The sequence below is a fragment of the Phoenicibacter congonensis genome, assembly GCF_902386915.1.
Lineage (GTDB): Bacteria > Actinomycetota > Coriobacteriia > Coriobacteriales > Eggerthellaceae > Phoenicibacter > Phoenicibacter congonensis.
The window spans coordinates 793,366-806,244 of the sequence record NZ_LR698997.1; the positions used below are offsets into that span (position 1 = coordinate 793,366).

The 12,879-nt window shown below is 41.9% G+C and carries 12 protein-coding genes; 8 read left to right on the plus strand and 4 right to left on the minus strand.

The window, feature by feature from the left end:
- Window positions 1–54 precede the first annotated feature (54 nt).
- The 8 genes from FXZ76_RS03455 (at window position 55) to FXZ76_RS03490 (ending at window position 8,674) form a co-directional block, all read left to right on the plus strand.
- Window positions 55–1,569, plus strand: a complete 1,515-nt coding sequence (locus FXZ76_RS03455) for a DUF2130 domain-containing protein (RefSeq protein WP_079535783.1) — start codon at window positions 55–57, stop codon at window positions 1,567–1,569.
- 77 nt (window positions 1,570–1,646) lie between these two features.
- The gene (locus FXZ76_RS03460) at window positions 1,647–2,459 is read left to right on the plus strand and encodes a sulfite exporter TauE/SafE family protein (protein ID WP_157887285.1); all 813 of its coding nucleotides are present in this window, start codon (window positions 1,647–1,649) and stop codon (window positions 2,457–2,459) included.
- A 106-nt stretch (window positions 2,460–2,565) separates the two neighbouring features.
- Window positions 2,566–3,159, plus strand: a complete 594-nt coding sequence (locus tag FXZ76_RS03465) for a GNAT family N-acetyltransferase (RefSeq protein WP_079535785.1) — start codon at window positions 2,566–2,568, stop codon at window positions 3,157–3,159.
- Window positions 3,160–3,269: 110 nt separating this feature from the next.
- Window positions 3,270–4,121, plus strand: coding sequence for an SDR family oxidoreductase (locus FXZ76_RS03470; RefSeq protein WP_231961742.1), 852 nt, complete (start codon window positions 3,270–3,272; stop codon window positions 4,119–4,121).
- A gap of 10 nt (window positions 4,122–4,131) precedes the next feature.
- Window positions 4,132–5,484: a dicarboxylate/amino acid:cation symporter gene (locus FXZ76_RS03475; protein WP_079535786.1), complete on the plus strand. Its 1,353-nt coding sequence runs from the start codon at window positions 4,132–4,134 to the stop codon at window positions 5,482–5,484.
- A 144-nt stretch (window positions 5,485–5,628) separates the two neighbouring features.
- The gene (locus tag FXZ76_RS03480) at window positions 5,629–6,603 is read left to right on the plus strand and encodes a C-terminal binding protein (RefSeq protein WP_079535787.1); all 975 of its coding nucleotides are present in this window, start codon (window positions 5,629–5,631) and stop codon (window positions 6,601–6,603) included.
- 299 nt (window positions 6,604–6,902) lie between these two features.
- Entirely contained in the window at window positions 6,903–8,171 is a 1,269-nt protein-coding gene (locus FXZ76_RS03485) for a molybdopterin molybdotransferase MoeA (protein ID WP_079535788.1), read from the plus strand.
- A gap of 35 nt (window positions 8,172–8,206) precedes the next feature.
- On the plus strand, window positions 8,207–8,674 hold the full coding sequence (locus tag FXZ76_RS03490) for a MogA/MoaB family molybdenum cofactor biosynthesis protein (RefSeq protein ID WP_079535789.1): 468 nt from the start codon (window positions 8,207–8,209) through the stop codon (window positions 8,672–8,674).
- A 27-nt stretch (window positions 8,675–8,701) separates the two neighbouring features.
- Here FXZ76_RS03490 and moaC read toward each other — a convergent pair whose 3' ends face one another.
- The 4 genes from moaC to modB form a co-directional block, all read right to left on the minus strand.
- Window positions 8,702–9,205 (minus strand): cyclic pyranopterin monophosphate synthase MoaC, encoded by a 504-nt coding sequence (gene moaC / locus FXZ76_RS03495; RefSeq protein ID WP_079535790.1) that lies wholly within the window; start codon window positions 9,203–9,205, stop codon window positions 8,702–8,704.
- A 1-nt stretch (window position 9,206) separates the two neighbouring features.
- Window positions 9,207–10,211: a GTP 3',8-cyclase MoaA gene (gene moaA / locus FXZ76_RS03500; protein WP_079535791.1), complete on the minus strand. Its 1,005-nt coding sequence runs from the start codon at window positions 10,209–10,211 to the stop codon at window positions 9,207–9,209.
- The gene (locus tag FXZ76_RS03505; RefSeq protein ID WP_079535792.1) at window positions 10,211–11,326 is read right to left on the minus strand and encodes a sulfate/molybdate ABC transporter ATP-binding protein; all 1,116 of its coding nucleotides are present in this window, start codon (window positions 11,324–11,326) and stop codon (window positions 10,211–10,213) included. The genes moaA and FXZ76_RS03505 overlap by 1 nt, the downstream gene beginning before the upstream one ends.
- A 158-nt stretch (window positions 11,327–11,484) precedes the next feature.
- Window positions 11,485–12,870 carry a molybdate ABC transporter permease subunit gene (modB, locus tag FXZ76_RS03510; RefSeq protein WP_079535793.1) on the minus strand — a complete coding sequence of 462 codons (1,386 nt, stop codon included), beginning with the start codon at window positions 12,868–12,870 and terminating at the stop codon, window positions 11,485–11,487.
- Window positions 12,871–12,879 lie beyond the last annotated feature (9 nt).

A 12,879-nucleotide genomic window follows, 5' to 3' on the forward strand; every position in this document is an offset into this window, starting at 1 on the left:
GTTTTGGTTATAACGATGATGGTTTATAAAGAGCTACGTTAAAAGGAGTCGGTTGTGAACGAAATTAAATGTCCTAAATGCGGAACTGTTTTTCAAGTTGACGAGCAGGGTTTTGCAGAGATTTTAAGCCAGGTTCGCACCGAAGAGTTTCAACGGGAAGTGAAAGACAGAGAAGCTTTGCTTCTTAATCAAAAGAACAAAGAAGTGGAGCTTGCAAGAACTGAAGCAGAGAAAAAATCACAGGAGATTCAAGGTCACTATGTGGCTAAAGTAGCAGAACTTGAAGCCAAGTTAGAGGCTGCTAACAATGAGGCAAAAAAATTTAAAGAACTTGAGTTGAGAGAAGTTAAATTGAAGCATGATAAGGAATTGAGTGAAGCTACTGCCAAAAAAGATGCTGACATTGCCGAGCTTAAAGCCAAACTTGAAGCTGCTGAGAATGAAACGAAAAAGTTTAAAGAACTAGAACTCAGTGAATTAAAAGCAAAATATGAAAAGGAACTGAGTGAAACGACTGCCAAACGTGACGCCGAGATTGCGGAGCTAAAAGCAAAGCTTAGTGCGAGTGAGGCTTCACACAAAGAGCATACTGAACTGCAAAAGCAACAGTTTGCATCAGAAAAAACTTTAGCTGTAACGCAGGCTAAAATTGAGGCTGAGCGTGAACGTGATGATCTGCGACGCGATGTTTTGGTTCTAAAAGAACAGGCAGAAAAAGACAAATCACTTCTTCGTGAAGAAATGACGAAAGCACTCAACCAAAAAGATGAGTTGATTAAATATAAAGATGAAGAAATTGCTCGTGTTAAAGACATGAAGGCTCGTCTCTCTACAAAAATGGTGGGCGAGACTCTAGAAAAGCATTGTGAATGTGAGTTTAATAAAATTCGCACTACAGCTTTCCCAAATGCCTACTTTGAGAAGGATAACGAAGTTGTTGATGGCTCAAAGGGCGATTTTGTGTTCCGCGAAAATGATCCTCAAACTGGTGAGGAAATCTTGTCAATTATGTTCGAGATGAAAAATGAGAATGATGACACTGAAAAGAAGCACAAAAATGAAGATTTCTTCAAAAAACTTGATAGCGACAGGCGCAAAAAGAATTGCGAATTTGCCGTTCTGTGCACAATGCTTGAACCTGACAGCGAGCTCTATAATGGAGGAATCGTCGATGTTGGCTATAAATATGAAAAGATGTATGTCATTCGTCCTCAATTTTTCATTCCACTAATCTCCATTTTGCGAAACGCTGCACTAGCGTCTTTGAAATATAAAACTCAACTTGCGGAAATCAGAAGTCAAAACATCGACATCACAAATTTTGAAAACACGATGGAGGATTTTAAGTCTGGGTTTGCGAGGAATTATGGTTTGGCAAGCAGAAAATTCCAGACTGCTATAGAAGAAATTGATAAAACAATCAAACACCTTCAAAACACCAAAGATGCGTTGCTTGGAAGCGAGAGGAATTTGAGACTAGCTAATGACAAGGCTCAAGATCTGACTATAAAAAAGTTAACTCGCAATAATCCAACAATGAAGGCAAAGTTCGAGGAATTGAACAATTAAAGTTCGCGCTTGCTGTTTAAGTCGAGGAATGTGATTGTTCTTATGCATGTTTTTTAAAAACATACAATCATAAAGTGGTGATTGATGCTTCGGAAATATTAATTTTTCTCGTAACTCTTTTTGCAACTCTGCTCGGTCCAATTTGTGGGATTGGCGGAGGTGTAATCATCAATCCTGTGATTGAATCGTTTCAAATTATGCCCGTTGCAGCTTCTTCTTTTCTGTCAAGTGCCGCTGTGATGATTATGGCTTTGGTGACAATTTTTCAGAAAACCATAAAGCATAATCTCTCAATTGATTCTTTTCAAGTTTTACCGCTTGCTGTTGGCTCTGCAGTTGGAGGAGTTGTGGGTAAGATTGTGTTCAACGAGCTATCGCAGAGCTTTTTTCCTAATCCTGAACTCACAGGTGCAGTTCAAGGAGCTTTGCTTGTTATTCTTTGTTTTGCCGCTATCATCTTTGTGATTTTTAAATCCAAAATTGAAACTCTTCATGTTGATTCAACCTGTCTTGTACTTTTAATAGGTTTTATAGCAGGAATGCTGTGGTCGTTTCTTGGAATTGGCGGTGGTCCTTTTAACGTTGCGCTCCTTTTATTCTTTTTCTCGCTCAACTCAAAAGAGGCTGCTCAGGCTTCGCTTTTTATAATTTCATTTTCTCAAGCCGCCAACATCATCTATTCTGTTTGCCTTGGAGGTGTTCCACAAATCGACTTGTCGATTCTATTTGGAATGTGTGCAAGTGCTGTTGCAGGCTCTTTTATTGGATCCTGGGCCTCAAAACGCATGAATTTAGTGGCAGTAGACAAAGTTTATGTCGCTGCATTGGGTCTTGTTCTAATTGTTTGTATTTTTAACTTCGTAAATTTCATTCAACTAGCATCCATATAGTTTTCTTTTTAAAAATTGCGAATTTCCAATTGATGTCAATTGTTTTCAATTACTTGAATAAACTTAACTAGTGCAAAATTAAATATTTGAAGGAAAGGGGTGATTCATGAACAAAGCGACTATCCGAGTTGCGACTCGTGAAGATTCTAATGCAATTTTGGAAGTGTATGCACCCTACATTCCAACGCCAATAACTTTTGAAGAAGTGTTGCCAACTCAAGAGGAATTTCAGACGCGAATTGATAATGTGCAAAAGATGTATCCTTTTCTTGTGGCTGAAATTGATGGTGAAGTCGTTGGCTATGCCTATGCTTCGCAATTTAGAGTTCGAGAGGCCTACAGATGGAACGCAGAACTCTCAGTTTATTTGAGCCCTGTGGCACAAGGCCAGGGTCTTGGCAAAAAGCTCTACTCAACAATCATTGAACTTGCAAAATTGCAAGGAATCAAAGTGGTTTTTGGGATTGTAACTTCCCCAAATGGTGTTAGCAAGCGTCTTCATGATTCTCTTGGATTTCAACTCATGGCCCGTCAAAAAAATGCAGGTTTCACTTGCGGTGAGTGGCATGACATTTCTTGGTATGCGAAATATCTAACTGATGTTTTTGAAGACATTCCCGTTTCTCCAAAACCGTTCCCTGAAGTTTTAAATAACAGAGAATCAGAAGTTCAAGAAATACTTGCTAAAGTTAACAACTAGCATTATTAAACAAATTGTTTTCTATTTAATTAATTGTTAATGTTTGAGCAAAACGTCTGCTCTTCAGTCGTATACTCATTTTTTGTAATTTAGCAAAGGGAGGGGAAATTATGTTTATGCAGCCAAGCACTGTAGTTTGGATTGCAGGCGCCAATGGTCGTTTGGGCGGCGCGATTGAAAGCGCGCTCGACAAAAAGAAATATCTCGTAATTCCAACCGACAAAGAAGTGGACATCACTAATCTTGATGTGGTTAATGATTATGTGAGTGGTTGCAGGCCTGACTACATTATTAATTGTGCAGCTATGGCAAAAAAAGAGGATGCCGATAAAAATCCCGATGAAGCCTACAGGGTTAATGCTCTCGGTGCACGAAACTTAGCTATTGCAGCAGCTGGCTCTGGTGCCACGCTTGTGCATCTTTCCACCGACGACGTTTTCCCTGGAGTTCTTCCTCACAAGGTAAATGAGTTTGACAAAACTATTCCGCCTCACGTCTATGGAAAGTCAAAAGAGGCTGGGGAGCAGCTTGTTCGCGACCTTTGTCCTCATCACATTATTGTCAGATCTTCATGGGTCTACACTTTTAATGACGATGACTTGATTGGTCAATACACAAAAAGCATTCTTGCAGGCGAAAATGTCTACATTGCAACCAATCAATATGCTTGTCCAACATCAGCAAAAACACTTGCTGATTTCATCATCGCAGCGATAGAGTCTGGTGAATTTGGTATATTCCACGCTGTTTGCACAGGAATATGTAGCAGATATGAGTTTGCAAAAACTGCACTTGAATTAATGGGTGTCCCCACAAATGCACTTTTGGGCAAGCAAGATCCTGGAGAGGGTTACCGCATTGAGCTCGACAATTTGATGATGCGACTGACAGGTGTTTTTGAAATGCCTGCTTGGCAAGATGATCTAAAACAGCGCTTGGCCGAAGAGGGCAGGCTTCACTAGAGGGGAAATCATGACAAAAATTGAAGAGAAAGGGCAGGGAACACCTGCTCATAAAAATCATCTTGGCCTGACATCGATAATTCTCATTGCTCTTGGCCTTGGAATCATTTGCGGTGTTGTTTTTCACTACTGCATTCCGCAGAGTGGAATCAGAGATGATGTGTTTGTTAATGGAATTTTCTATGTCATCGGTCAAGGCTTTATTCGTTTGATGCAAATGCTTGTTGTCCCACTTGTTTTTTGCTCCATCGTTTGTGGTGCTGCCTCAATCGGAGACACAAAAACGCTTGGCTCAATCGGCGTTAAAACGTTGCTGTTTTATTTGTGTACGACAGCAGTTGCTGTGTCAGTTGCTTTGACAATAGGAAACCTAATAAATCCAGGACTTGGGGTTGACATGTCCTCCATCCTTGTGAGTGACACTTCAAGTCTTGATAAGGCGCAAAGCAGCAACACTAGCATTGCTGATACACTTTTGGCAATTATTCCAAAAAACCCAGTGCAAGCTCTTGCAAATGGTGACATGCTTGCCGTAATATTCTTTGCACTTTTTGTTGGTATCATAATTTCTTTAATGGGCCGCAAAGTCGAGATGGTTCATCGGTTCTTTGAGCAGTTTAATGACATCATGATGAAGATGACATCTATTGTTATGTTTGCTGCTCCGGTTGGAGTTTTTTGTCTGCTTGCACGAACCTTTGCAAATGTGGGTTTTGAAGCTTTTCTCCCAATGTTGAAATATATGTTAGGTGTTCTTCTTGCTTTGGCTGTGCAGTGTCTCGTTGTCTACATGCTCATGCTCTGGCTGCTTGCGCGTGTAAACCCAATCACTTTCTTAAAAAAGTTTTTCCCTGTCATGGCTTTTGCTTTTTCTACAGCAACATCTAATGCAACAATTCCGCTTAACATGGAAACACTTGAGAAGAAAATGGGCGTTGACAGGCGCATTTCATCATTTACGATTCCTTTGGGTGCCACCATCAACATGGATGGTACGTCAATAATGCAGGGTGTGGCTGTTGTGTTTACGGCGCAACTTTTTGGTGTGCCAATGGGACCCGTTGAATATGCAACCGTTATTGCAACTGCAACACTTGCTTCAATCGGCACTGCTGGTGTTCCATCTGTCGGTCTAATTACTCTCTCGATGGTGTTTAATTCGGTTGGTCTGCCGCTTGAAGGCATTGCTTTGATTATGGGAATTGACCGCATTCTTGACATGACAAGAACTGCAGTTAACATCACAGGTGATGCAGTTTGCACGACCGTGGTAGCAAAACAAGCTGGCCGTGTTAATCTTGATGTCTTTAACGATCCACTTGCTGGCAAAGACATGGATGTTGCGGCGTTGGAACAAAACTAGCCATAGTTCAAATCACTTGAATACAAGATTTAGATGCTCACCGTCTGGTTTTCCCGACGGTGAGATTGCTTTTGGCGGAGTTTTTTTAGCTTCTTGTGTTTGTGATTCGATAAACTCTAAAGAAAGAATTTGAAGGAGGCGCGCATGGCTAAGATTGCGATTGTGGACAGTGATTTTTCTGATTCTTTAATCGAAGAGCAAATGGCTCGCGACAATAACATCGAAATTGAAATATGTCATGATCGGGATTTCCAAAGCATTATAAAAAATGCCAAAGAGGCCGATGGCATTGTCACTTCCTATGGCGATTTTCGTGCAGAAGTGTTTGAAGCTCTCAAGCCCAAGCTTAAGGTTGTCAGCAGGACTGGCATAGGACATGACAACATCGACCTTGAAGCAGCAACAAATTGTGAATGTGCAGTTTGCATTGTCCCAGGCTATGGAACAGAAGTTGTGAGTGATCATGCTATCGCGCTCGCTTTGGGCGTTTTGCGTCGCATTAACAGCATAGATTCCGATATGCGACAAGGGATTTGGAACTATGCTGCCAGACGACCTCTAGGACAAGTGCATGGAAGAACATTCGGTGTAGTCGGAATGGGTGAGATAGGACGTGCTTGCGCAAGGAAGGCATCTGGTCTTGGTTTTAACGTGGTTTGTTGGTCGCGCTCTCTCGTGCCTGGAAGAAGAACGCCTGAAGGTTATGCCATTTTGGAGCTAGAGGATCTCCTTCGAACAGCTGATGTCGTGAGCATCCATTGCGCACTAAATCCTGAGACACGTCATCTCATTGATGCAAGGCGCCTAGCGCTAATGAAGCCGACGTCTGTGATAGTAAACACTTCTCGCGGTGCTGTCATCGACACTGTTGGGTTAGCTGAGGCGCTAAATTGCGGCAGCCTTTGGGGTGCAGGACTCGACGTTTTTGAGGCTGAACCAATTGATTTTCATCACCCAATAATGAATGCAAAAAACACAGTGCTTTCTTCTCACGATGCCTATTGGTCAGAAGAGTCAGGCAAAGAACTTCGTGAGCGTTCAATGCAGGCAGCTATTGATGTTTTGTTAGGCAGAAAACCAGTTGACTGTCTCAATCCTGAAGTGTTGTGCGCAAGTTAAACTCAAACATTTTTGTTTAGCACGACAAATCTGGCATCTGAGGTGTAGATTCGACTGCAATGAAAGTTTTGATTTATTGCTTGAACTTGAGGGCGCAGGCACGACAGGCATAGATTCAAATGCGGTTCGATGTTGGTCTTTTACAAGCATCAGAGACTCTAGATGTTATTTCAAATTTTGTGCCTAAGCCATTTTATATTTGTCTTTTGCAAGAATAATAGACGTGTCTCACGCGTGTTGTTCTCATCTTAAGTTTTATAATTTCGCTTATGGTTAATTGTGATTCAAGGGGGGGATAAATGGATCAGCTAAATCTTTCGCCAGAAGAGGCTTTATCTCAAATTCTCGACAATGTGAATAAATGTGAAATCGAGAGAGTTGATTTGCTTGAAGGCCTTGGTAGAGTTCTTGCAGAAGACATCACAAGTGAAATTGATGTGATTCCTTTTAACAACGCTGCGATGGATGGATTTGCTGTTCGTCGTGATGATCTTGCAAATGCCTCTGAGAACACCCCTGTTGTTTGCAAGGTGATTGACGAGGTTCCAGCTGGCGGTCATTTCGACGGCGAGATTCATGCAGGCGAAGTTGTCCGCATTATGACAGGAGCTGAAGTTCCTGATTCTGCAGATGCGGTTGTTAAATATGAAATTGTTGACTACCTTGACAAAGATGGCATGCCAGGCACTAGCGTTGCTTTTCGTGCATTTCCAAAAGAGTTTGACAACATCCGCAGAAAAGGTGAAGAGGTCAAGGCTGGAGAAGTTGTTGTTGCAGCAGGAGAGGTTCTTGGAGCAGGTGGACTTGGATTTATTGCAAATTGTGGCGTTGATAAAGTCATGGTCTATAAAAAACCACGTGTGGCAATTATTTCTATTGGCTCCGAACTCACGCCAGCTGGCTCTGAACTAAAACCAGGGTGCATTTATGAAAGCAATTCTTTTGCACTTTCTGCTACAGCACTTGAAGCAGGTGCAATCCCAACTCAAATTGGCATTGTTAAAGATGATTTTGATTCGCTTTGCGAAGCTGTAAAAGATGCAGCTTCTAAATTCGATTTTGTTGTTACTTCAGGCGGCGCTTCAAATGGCGATTTCGACTTCATCAAAGCTGCGATTGAGAAAATGGGCGACTTAAAGTTCTCTCTTGTTAACATGCGACCTGGCAAGTGCCAAACTTTTGGATTGGTTGACGGCACGCCTGTGATGGGACTTCCGGGAAATCCTGCAGCTGCCTATTGCGGTTTTCAAATTCTAATTCGCCCAGCATTGCTTGCGATGCAAGGGCACACTTGTCTAACGCGCCCAACATTTAAAGCTGTTCTTGTTGGAGACAGAAAAAAGCGTAACACTCGCAGAATGTATCTTCGAGGTTTTGCAGAAATTACGCCTGATGGGCAGCACATATTCACGCCTGCAAAAAATCAAAGTTCTGGAATTTATGGCCCCATCCAACAGTCAAACTGTTTGGCAATTTTGCCTGAAGGCAAAGTTGAAGGTGGAAAAGTTCTTGATGGCACAGTAGTTGACTGCATTCCGTTTGGGGTAAATGAAGGAGCAGTCATTTAGCCACTAGAGTTTTTTGTTTAGAAAGTGAGATCTACATGAAATTTGCAATTATCACATGTTCTGACACCAGGAGTGAGGCAGAAGACACTGCAGGTCAGGCGTTGATTTCGCTCATTAATCAAAGTGACTGGGAAGTGGCTTCCTATAGGCTTGTTAAAGACGATTTTGACTCTATTGCAGCTTCAATTGTGGAGGCTGTTGACACGATTGAAGCTGACATTGTGCTCACATGTGGGGGGACAGGTCTTTCTCCTCGAGACGTGACACCTGAGGCGACTGCGAGCGTTTGTGAAAGAAATGTTCCTGGAATTGCGGAAGCAATGCGTGCCTACAGTTTAAAAATCACTCCAAATGCTATGCTTTCGCGTGCGGTTGCGATGCAACGCGGGAAAACTGTTGTAATCAATTTTCCAGGGAGCAAGAAAGCTGCCATTGAAAATTGGGAATGTGTTGAGCCTGCTCTAGCTCACGCTGTTAAGATGGCAAACGGTGGCGGGCACTAATTTGGCATTTGGACATAAGAACATAATTTAAATCAATTTTTCAAAGTCCCAAGTGCCACTTTTTCCTCCTTCTTTGTGAAGGACTTGGATGTTGTCTATGACCATGCCTCGATCAATCGCTTTGCACATGTCATAGATTGTCACGAGTGCAATCGATGTTGCTGTGATGGCTTCCATTTCAACACCTGTTTTCCCATTTAGGCTACAAGTTGATTCAACATAAATTCCATATTGTTGCTCTTCTTCGTCTTCAATGATTTTTGGCGTACATTTAACTTCCACCTTAGTGAGTTCAAGAGGGTGGCAAAGCGGAATGAGATCACTCGTTTTCTTTGCCGCCATAATACCTGCAATTCTTGCGGCTGCTAAAACTTCCCCTTTTTTGGCAGTTCCAGAAACAATCGTTTCATATGTCTCTTTATGCATCAAAATGAAGCCGCCAGCGCTGGCAACTCTTTTTGTGATAGCTTTATCAGAGACGTCCACCATTCTCGCGTCTCCATCTTCGTTTATGTGAGTTAATTTACTCATTTTATCCACCTATTTGACTCATTTTTCGCTTGGTTCCAACTTTGTGGTCGTGACAGGCTGGTTTGTGTAATAAAGCATCGGCAAAAACGTTTCGCACTTCATCCTCATCACCAGCGCGCAAAGGGGTCTTGATGTCATATTCCACATCGCTAAAAAGACAAGGCTTAATTCTTCCATCTGCTGTTAGGCGAAGTCTGTTGCACGTGTTGCAAAAATGATTTGAAATAGCCGATATTGTGCCAACTGTGCCTTGTGCGCCATCGAACTTAAAGTAATTTGCAGGACCCCATCCATCAGGTTGATTGTCGTTTTCTACTGGATAAAGTTTTATGTGGTCTTGTTCTTCTGCCTGCGAGTTAATGATGTCGATTACTTCTTTTGCAGGAATAACTTCGTCTTCACCCCACTCACAACCTGTGTAGTTTTCTGCATCTCCTACTGGCATGTACTCAATGAAGCGAATGTGAAGCGGCTTAGAAATTGTTAATTTAGCAAATTCAAGAAGGTCTTGGTGCAAATCTTTTACGACCACAACATTAATTTTTACAGGTGAAAGATCGTGCTCAAGGGCTGCATGAATGCCATTAATAGCATCTTCAAGGTTTCCTCTTCTTGTGATTTTTTTGTATTGCTCAGCATCAAGCGTGTCAAGAGAGATGTTTACACGGTCAAGGCCCGCATCTTTTAGCTCTTGAGCGAATTTTGGAAGAAGTGTCCCGTTTGTGGTTAGTGCAACATGCTCTACACAACCAATGCTTTTAATGTTTTTAATTAATTCAACAACGCCTTTTCTAACAAGAGGCTCTCCGCCAGTTAGTCTGATGTTTTTGATGCCGAAGGACGTGGCTATTGAAACAATTCTCTCGATTTCTTCAATTCGTAATATGTCGGTGTGACAGAGTGGCACAACCCCTTCCTCGGGCATGCAATAAATGCACCTTAAATTGCATCGGTCAGTGAGCGAAATGCGCAAATAATCTATGTTCCTACCAAGGAGATCTTTCACTATTTACAGACCATGTAGATGTTGTCTTTTGGAATCTTGACCCACAACTTTTCGTTTACGTTCGGAATGTCTTTTTCCTCAGTTTTAAGTTTATCAATTCTCCAATAAAGACACTTCGAGAGGTCGTCAGAACTGTTTAAGCAACTATTGTCGATGTTTGTTTGATTCTTGCAAAAGTTGAGCAGGACCGATCTGTCAAATCTTGAGTCGGTAGTGTGCGCTACTGTCGCCAAATAGCAGTTTTCGCCAGGGCCCTGTGCCATTTCAATCCTAAAAGCACGCACACCAAAATGAGTAATTTGGTCTGGCACTTCACACTGTGTGACAACATCGATATCCCATTCAGGAAGATGCACGCAGTGGTCATTTAGCTTAATGGCAGTCGTTGCGTTTTTGCATCCTGAAAGCTTTAGCCCTGCAAGCGATTTTGGTTCGTTAACAAGTTCGTCTTTTGTGCAAATCTCAGAGATTTTTCCGTTGTCTACAACTGCAATTTTGTCAGTTAGACGCAGTGCTTCGTCAATGTCGTGGCTAACATAAAGAATGCTTCCTTCAAACTCCGAAAAAACAACAGACAAGTGTTGCTCGAGTGCTCCTTTTAAATGAGCGTCAAGCGCAGAAAATGGTTCGTCTAGCATTAATATGCCGGGTTTTGCAGCAAGCATTCTCGCAATCGCGACACGCTGTTGCTGTCCTCCAGAAAGTTGAGTGGGATATCTGTCTTCCATACCTGTCAGGCTAAACCTTTTAGCCTGCTTTTTGACTTCGGCTTCTACTTTTTCTTTTGGTGTGTTTTTGTCAATTCCTGCTGCAATGTTTTGCTTCACCGTGAGGTTTGGAAATAACATATAGTTTTGAAACAGCAGAGCAGTTTTTCTTTCCTGTGGTGTCAAATTGACGGTTGGCTTCTTGCCTGCTTCACGTTCGAAGAAAACTCGATCGTTTACTATGATTTTGCCTTCATCTGGCGTCTCAATCCCTGCAATGCATTTGAGCGTAACGCTTTTTCCACATCCAGAAGCTCCGAGAAGGCCCAGTGTTTCGTTTTCGACTTCGAAGTTCATGTCGAGAGTGAAGCCTTTAAAATTCTTTTTTATGTCAACTAAAATGCTCATTGTCTAATTTTTAAGTCGGTGCCTATAATTAATTTACATTTACTAACTTTCAAGAAACTCGTCTGTCTCCCTCTTTTTCGCACCAAGCTTTCACGCTAATTTGCATTTAAAAGAATTATTCTGCAAATTTTAATGAGGTTTGGAGATCCTTAAATAGTTTAATCTTTAGTTCTTCTGTACTTTACCGTTCTGTTGCTCCAAATGTTGATGAATAAAATTACTAGGAAGCTCACAGCTATGACGATTGCTGTCCAGAACCATGCAGTTTCGTTGTTCCCATTCATCCATTCGAAGTAAATTGCAATTGGAATTGTTCTTGTGATTCCAACATAATTTCCAGCAAGAAAGAGAGTTGCGCCAAATTCACCGAGCGCTCTTGCAAAAGCAAGCACAGTGCCGGCGGCGATTGAACTCCAAGAAAGAGGCATCATTAGCTTTCTAAAAATCTTTGCGTTTGACCAACCAAGTGTTTTTGCAGAATTCAAAAGGTTTGCATCTAAGTTTTCAAACGCACCGAGTGCACTTCGATACATCAGTGGGAATGACACAACCACGGCAGCAATGACAGTTGCTGGCCAGCTGAATATCAACGGAAACCCAATGTTTATAAAAAAGCGTCCAAATCCTGTATTGCTTCCGCATAAGAATAACAAAATGAAGCCGCAGACTGTCGGTGGAAGAACCATGGGAATTGTGAAGAAGCTATCAAGAATGCTTCTCGTTTTCCCTGACAGACTCAGTGCGAAATAGGCTGCAAAAAGGCCTAAGATGAAAACAACGACGATGGCCACACCTGTTGTTTTAATGGTGACATAAAGCGGGCTCCAGTCGAGGTTTGCGAAAAAGTCGTGAGCGTTGTCAATCCAGGTTTTTTCTTTCCCAATGGTTATGTCGTCATAGGTTCCAAGGCTAGCACTGTCAAGAAAGACTGGTTTTGTGTAATTTGCACTTTCGCCGTCGGTGACGTCTTCTCCGTTTGAACCAATCACAAATGCATAAACATCGTCGCCAATTTTTTGGTCGAAGAGATATTCAACACCATCTAACTCAACTTTAGTGTCACTTGTGTAGATGATGTTGCCTATCTTTTCAAGGTTATTGCCACCTGTGTTGTTTTTTGCATCGAGCTCGTTTAGGCATGCTTGCAGGATTCCTTGAGTTTCATTGTCATTGATGTTAATGCTGAGAGAGTCAGCCTCGCTTTTTGGTATGTAGACGATTGCTCTGTCTTCGGTGGCAATAATTTGTATTAATTTATTGGTCTGTTGGCCAATCAAATAGGAATAGCCGTAGTATTTCCCATTTATCTCTCGGTTTGAGCCTTTTTGCGCTCTGTTGAAATTTGAGAGAGAAAAGGGCGCATCGATTACGCGAGCGCCCTTATTGTCTTCTGACATTTGGATTTGAGAGTTTGAGCTTTGGCTTGTGTCTTCATTTGCATATGCTGAGTTTGTGTTACCTAAAGCTATTAAAAAAATTAGAAGTGCAAACACGCTCAGCGCAATAACAGGATCAATTAAAGTTTTGGCGGTAATTCTTTTCATTTTTTGAGT

What these genes read in the sequence shown, in the direction of transcription:
- FXZ76_RS03465 (WP_079535785.1), top strand. Translation starts at nt 2,566, where the DNA reads ATGAACAAAGCGACTATCCGAGTTGCGACTCGTGAAGATTCTAATGCA.
- FXZ76_RS03470 (WP_231961742.1), top strand. Translation starts at nt 3,270, where the DNA reads ATGTTTATGCAGCCAAGCACTGTAGTTTGGATTGCAGGCGCCAATGGT.
- FXZ76_RS03475 (WP_079535786.1), top strand. Translation starts at nt 4,132, where the DNA reads ATGACAAAAATTGAAGAGAAAGGGCAGGGAACACCTGCTCATAAAAAT.
- FXZ76_RS03480 (WP_079535787.1), top strand. Translation starts at nt 5,629, where the DNA reads ATGGCTAAGATTGCGATTGTGGACAGTGATTTTTCTGATTCTTTAATC.
- FXZ76_RS03485 (WP_079535788.1), top strand. Translation starts at nt 6,903, where the DNA reads ATGGATCAGCTAAATCTTTCGCCAGAAGAGGCTTTATCTCAAATTCTC.
- FXZ76_RS03490 (WP_079535789.1), top strand. Translation starts at nt 8,207, where the DNA reads ATGAAATTTGCAATTATCACATGTTCTGACACCAGGAGTGAGGCAGAA.
- moaC (WP_079535790.1), bottom strand. Translation starts at nt 9,205, where the DNA reads ATGAGTAAATTAACTCACATAAACGAAGATGGAGACGCGAGAATGGTG.
- FXZ76_RS03505 (WP_079535792.1), bottom strand. Translation starts at nt 11,326, where the DNA reads ATGAGCATTTTAGTTGACATAAAAAAGAATTTTAAAGGCTTCACTCTC.
- modB (WP_079535793.1), bottom strand. Translation starts at nt 12,870, where the DNA reads ATGAAAAGAATTACCGCCAAAACTTTAATTGATCCTGTTATTGCGCTG.